This window comes from Caballeronia sp. INML2, from assembly GCF_023631365.1.
Taxonomy (GTDB): domain Bacteria; phylum Pseudomonadota; class Gammaproteobacteria; order Burkholderiales; family Burkholderiaceae; genus Caballeronia; species Caballeronia turbans.
This window is the reverse complement of sequence record NZ_JALQDH010000147.1, coordinates 1-4,795: the sequence shown is the minus strand read 5'-3', so window position 1 is coordinate 4,795 and position 4,795 is coordinate 1. Positions and strand designations below refer to the sequence as shown.

5 protein-coding genes are annotated in these 4,795 nt (G+C 58.0%); 3 read left to right on the top strand and 2 right to left on the bottom strand.

What is annotated here, in order from left to right:
• Window positions 1–121: 121 nt before the first annotated feature.
• Both NCT32_RS36330 and NCT32_RS36325 read right to left on the bottom strand, forming a co-directional pair.
• Window positions 122–433, bottom strand: a complete 312-nt coding sequence (locus NCT32_RS36330; protein WP_250491493.1) for a response regulator — start codon at window positions 431–433, stop codon at window positions 122–124.
• Window positions 434–500: 67 nt separating this feature from the next.
• A complete protein-coding gene (locus tag NCT32_RS36325) occupies window positions 501–872 on the bottom strand; it encodes a hypothetical protein (RefSeq protein WP_250491492.1) in 372 nt (123 codons plus the stop codon).
• Window positions 873–1,078: 206 nt separating this feature from the next.
• On the opposite strand from NCT32_RS36325, the gene NCT32_RS37540 reads away from it, so the two are divergent.
• From NCT32_RS37540 to NCT32_RS36310, 3 genes are all read left to right on the top strand, one after another.
• Window positions 1,079–1,582, top strand: a complete 504-nt coding sequence (locus tag NCT32_RS37540; RefSeq protein WP_250491491.1) for a potassium channel family protein — start codon at window positions 1,079–1,081, stop codon at window positions 1,580–1,582.
• A gap of 87 nt (window positions 1,583–1,669) precedes the next feature.
• Window positions 1,670–2,347 (top strand): carbonic anhydrase, encoded by a 678-nt coding sequence (locus NCT32_RS36315; RefSeq protein ID WP_250491490.1) that lies wholly within the window; start codon window positions 1,670–1,672, stop codon window positions 2,345–2,347.
• A 292-nt stretch (window positions 2,348–2,639) separates the two neighbouring features.
• Window positions 2,640–4,367 carry a SulP family inorganic anion transporter gene (locus NCT32_RS36310; protein WP_250491489.1) on the top strand — a complete coding sequence of 576 codons (1,728 nt, stop codon included), beginning with the start codon at window positions 2,640–2,642 and terminating at the stop codon, window positions 4,365–4,367.
• Window positions 4,368–4,795 lie beyond the last annotated feature (428 nt).

Here is a 4,795-nt window from a genome sequence, read left to right as displayed (position 1 = left end):
CGCTCGTCGATTGACCAGGTCCGTCCGTCTGCCTCGCCGAGATGCCTCACTTGTTTTCGCACAGCCTCGACCCGTTGCTGCCGGTCGCCGCCCTGCGATCCGGATGGCCGCATTTTATAGTTCAACGGTCATTCCGTGTCCCCGGCACATTCGTTCCGAGGACACCCAGTAACGCGCTCAACGTTACCGGTTTTCCGATATGCGCATCGAAGCCGGCACGCAACGCCCGCGCGGCATCCTGGTCACGCCCGGACGCTGTCAGTGCTATGGCAGGAACCTTAGCCATATTAGGCTGCTTGCGAAGTGCCTCAATCAGCTCGTAGCCGCTCATGACAGGCATCGCAATGTCCGACAGAATCAGATCGAATTGAGCATTCGCGGACCGCGCGAGCGCCTTTTGTGGAGCGTGCCCACCTTGTCCGGGCGGTGACAAGTCGCGATCGTCCCTTCATGGCGGCCAGGTGCGGCCGACGCGGTCGGATTGTCTTTTACGTCAGCGCTCAGCGATCGGCGTTCTGCCATCCCGGCGAGTTATCGACGCGATCGCTCGGATCATTCTCGATGAAATCATCTTCGAAGCTCTGTCCGACCGAATTATCGTACTCCGCCGGCTCTCGATTGACGATGGCTCGAAACATCTGAATCAACGCGCTGCCATCTCGGAGATGTTTGACCACAACACGAGCAGTGCGCAGCGGAACAGATTCGCGGACCGGCAGCGATTCACTCCCATCGTGCAGTTCGAAAGCAAAACGACGAACCTCTTCATGCCCTTGCGGCAGTTGGGTATGGCCCCTACCGCAGCGACCAAGCCGCCGAAGCAGGTACGCCAGCCCGTAGCCGAAGCCTGCGATGCTTGCCAGGCGATCCAATGCCAGCGGCCGGGGCACCACATAAAATACCTCAACGACGCCAAACCCAGCTATAGAATGTCTGGGAGGACACATACGAGAATGGCTTCGCGCTGCACCCTCTCCAGATGTCACGCCGAACGTCGAGTGGCCCTTCGGATTGTCAGACAATGGCCTTACCAAGGGGTGCTCCCGCCGGCACCTTAGGCGTTACTGTAGGAGGTGCCGTGAATTTTCGATTGTCAGAAATGGACGTTCGAGGGGTCATGCGCGGCATGGCGACGATATTCTTACCTTTAGCCGCAGGCTATTACCTAGTTCATCTGTCGTACTCGATATTGTCACCGCGCTCTGACGCCATCGTCGATGGAGTGACGATGTTCGCCCTTGCCACGCTGCTCGTGGTGACAGCTCGCCGAATGTTCCTCGTCGTGCAGCTCACTGCGTTGGGCATCTTGTTATGTATTGCAGTGTGGACCTACAGCGATATTTACATGAAGTTAGGTATCCTTGATGTGTCATCGACCGTTGTCCACGATCGCGAGAGTTGCTTATATTTCAGCATCATCACTTTCACCACCCTTGGATACGGAGATTACCGGCCCACGCTCGATGGCCGGATGGTTGCTGCCACTGAAGCGTTGACAGGCTATGTATTTTTTGGCGTATTCATTTCAATGATCTCTTCGTATGTGGCGATCAACAGACAGGAATACCGAAGAAGAAAATAGGTCTAAAGCCCATGAACCCCAGCCTTCGCGGGTACTCTAGGTTCGACAGACCCGACAGCATATAACGAGCCCTCTCGGAGGCAAATCATGCGGAAACTCATAATGGGCATCGTCGAATTTCGGGAGAAAATGCTGCCGAAATACGCGGAGCAGTTCAGCAAACTGGCGCTTGCACAGACACCTGATGCGCTCTTTATCACGTGCTCCGACAGCCGGGTTGTGCCGGACCTGCTTGCCTCGACCCATCCGGGCGATTTGTTCATCATGCGCAACGTCGGCAATCTCATACCACCGGCCACTCCGGATGGGATATCCACCGGCGATCTTTCTGAGGCAAGCGCAATTGAATACGCGCTGCTTGTGTTGAAAGTGGCGAACATTGTCGTGTGTGGACATTCCGAGTGCGGTGCAATGAAAGCCGTGCATACACGAAGCGCCAAGCTTAAGGCGCCGAACCTTGACAAATGGCTGTACCACGCAAGCAACGCGGCGTTTCGGCTCGAACAAGAAGGACCGCTTGATGACGGATTGAAACCTCATGATCAATTGTCACAACTCAATGTGCTCGTGCAGATTGAGCATCTGATGACGTACCCCATTGTCCGCCAGGAGGTCACCGCTGGGGCACTGGTACTGAGCGGTTGGTGGTTCGACATCGCAACCGGTGACATGTACGCCTATGAACGCGCGAGCCGCTCATTCAAAGTCATCGATCGCGCGATGGCTGAGCGGATGACCTCGCGACTTGCTGCACGAGCGCGATGAAGTTCAACGAAGGCCTGCTATAGAGGTGTCTGCTAGAACCCGCGGTCTAGCCTGACGACTACGGACTTTCCGTGAGAAACTGGTCTGCGAGGAATTCAGGCCGCTTCGGCACACGTAACTTTCTCGATACTGCTGGCCCGCACGCGTTTGACACCAGCTGCTTCGAGGATGGCGACGTCGGAAACCTCAGTTGCCGAGGGATGCGCGATGAGCTCGGTTTTTTCATCGACACTTCGAACGCCAGTGCAGCACACTCCCAATCGCTACTCTTTCGACCACGACCATCCGAAAAATGCAATCCGACCGTCCTATTCATGAAGGTGGACAGGCTGCCGTCGGCGCAACGCGATGGTCGCGTTGGCTGCCAGGCCTGGCGATGCTCAAGACGTATCGGGTTAGCTGGCTGCCCAACGATCTGGCTGCCGGACTGGTAATCACCACGATGCTGGTCCCCGTCGGCATCGCATATGCCGAGGCCTCAGGCGTTCCAGGCGTCTATGGCCTTTACGCGACGATTGTTCCGTTGCTGGCGTATGCGGTCTTTGGTCCCAGCCGGATTCTGGTGCTCGGTCCGGACTCTGCACTCGCCGCGCCAATCCTTGCCGTCGTTATCGCTACCGCGGGCAGCGACCCTTCGCGCGCGGTAGCGACGGCCAGCATGATGGCGATCGTCTCTGGGCTGTTCTGCGTCGTAATGGGACTTCTTCGGCTCGGCTTCATCACGGAACTGCTCTCCAAGCCCATCCGTTACGGCTACATGAACGGCATTGCGCTGACTGTCCTGATCAGCCAGTTGCCGAAACTTTTTGCCATCTCGTTTGATGATCGCGGGCCGCTGCGCGATCTGCTGGCGCTTGGAACGGCCATCGGTGCGGGCAAGGCCAACTGGTACAGCTTCGCCGTCGGCGCAGGAAGCCTTGTGCTGATTTTGTTGCTCAAGCGTTTTGAGAAGGTGCCGGGCATCTTGATCGCCGTCGTCCTCGCAACCCTAAGTGTCATTGCATTCGGGTTGGACAGCGTCGGCGTTAAGGTACTCGGCAAAATCCCGCAAGGCCTTCCATCGTTCGCATTACCATGGGTCGGTGACGCCGATCTCGTCAGGATTCTGCTGGGCGGCTGCGCGGTCGCGCTGATCTCGTTTGCCGATACCAGCGTGTTGTCACGAACCTTCGCTGCGCGTTTTCATATGCGCGTGGATCCAAACCAGGAGATGGTTGGTTTGGGGGCGGCCAATCTGGCGGCCGGTTTTTTTCAGGGTTTTCCGATCAGCAGCAGTTCTTCGCGCACACCCGTGGCCGAAGCAGCGGGCGCCAGAACGCAGGTGACGGGCGTGGTCGGCGCGGTGGCGGTTGCGGTGCTCCTGATGGCCGCACCAAATCTGATGCGGTATCTGCCCAATAGCGCACTGGCCGCTGTCGTCATTGCCGCCGCCCTCGGCCTGTTCGAATTTACGGATCTCAAGCGCATCTACCGAATTCAGCAATGGGAGTTCTGGCTCTCCGTTGTCTGCTTCGCGGGCGTCGCCGTTTTCGGTGCGATTCCCGGTATCTGCATTGCAATCGCGATCGCGGTCATCGAGTTTCTCTGGGACGGTTGGCGTCCCCATTACGCCATTCTCGGGCGCGTGGAAGATCTGCGCGGCTACCATGACATCAAGCGCTATCCACATGCCACGCGGATTCCGGGGCTGCTGCTGTTTCGCTGGGATGCGCCGTTGTTCTTCGCAAATGCCGAGCTTTTCCAGGAATGCCTGCTAAAAGCCGTCGATGAGTCATCGACGCCCGTGCGCAGGATCGTAGTGGCCGCTGAACCCGTAACCAGTATCGACGTCACCTCAGCCGACATGTTACGGGAACTGATTCTAATACTGGACGAGCGCGAAATTGCGTTGCACTTCGCCGAAATGAAAGACCCGGTGCGCGACAAGCTCAAACGTTTCGAAATGTTGGACATCGTCGGTGACGAGCGATTTCATCCTACCGTGGGCAGTGCAGTCGACGACTACGTCGAACAGCACTGAGCGCGATCGCTCGTCCGTAGGGCGCGATCGTAGACTGCGAACATGGGCTCGCGGCGGCCGTGACCTGCTGAGCTTGCACCTTTTACCAGTCGTGCGGCGTCGCGATGTGTCGGGATAGCGCGCCTGACGGCAGGTGAGATTCTTCACAACCGCAGGACGAAACGCATAGCCGTGAACGTCGCCCGAGGGGGCCTTCACATTGGATGCCGTGTCCACTGCAGGACATCGCTCGTGATCGTTCTCTCACGTTCGCCATCACATTCGGCGCGTCACACCGAGCAAAGAGTATGGTAGGCAATGGCGATCACAAGCCCCACCCGTTCGCTCAATGAGCCGGCGCAGGCGTGGCAGGCCGCGACTGGACCGTTTGCCGCAACACGACGTCCCGCTCGGGGTCAGGCATCGCAAGTATGGCGTGCATGGTCACC